Source organism: Vibrio sp. 2132-1 (assembly GCF_033344315.1).
Genome location: NZ_JAWPON010000838.1, coordinates 1 through 523, shown reverse-complemented (window position 1 = coordinate 523; position 523 = coordinate 1). Strand labels below are relative to the sequence as shown.

Sequence of the window (523 nt, the reverse complement as noted above, 5' to 3'; positions counted from 1 at the left end):
CTCGCAGAAATCTCACCAACGGTGACTGAAGAAACCTTCTTAAAGAGCTACCGATTGGATCAAAAACGCCGCATGAAAAGCAGCGAAACGCACTACTTAGACAACCCTCTAATGGGAATGATCATCCAAGTGCGTCGAGTTAACTAAACTTCGACAGTTCTACAAAGCGCAGCAATCGCTGCGCTTTGTTTTATCTGCCACTTCATATCACCTAAACTCATTTAATCACAACCATGCCAGTAGTCACTCGGTTTGAAGCCTTAGCCTTTGAGCGAAGTAAACCCAAGCCAGCAACTACAATGACCTAAGGAACGAAAGGTCGGTATCTCTAAAATCAGCAATGGAAGTCGTATTTATTCATGAGCCCAGATTTTGAAATCATCACCCCTCGCCTAGCCCTTCGTCTTATCCCAGCAGATGACGCTCACTCGCTACAACGATTGCTCTCCCAATCCCCATCTTTGCATACTTGGCTTGATTGGTGTGACGCAGAAGTCTCGCTAAAAGATGCCCAAGACTTTCT

The 523-nt window shown here is 45.5% G+C and carries 1 protein-coding gene and 1 pseudogene; both read left to right on the top strand.

Going from position 1 to position 523, the window contains the following annotated elements; all coding sequences use genetic code 11:
• Positions 1-147 (top strand): CsiV family protein (locus R8N47_RS28300; RefSeq protein WP_318186496.1); only part of this gene is annotated, 147 nt, incomplete at its 5' end.
• Positions 148-359: 212 nt separating this feature from the next.
• Positions 360-523: pseudogene (locus R8N47_RS28295) on the top strand (ribosomal-protein-serine acetyltransferase); the annotation flags it as partial.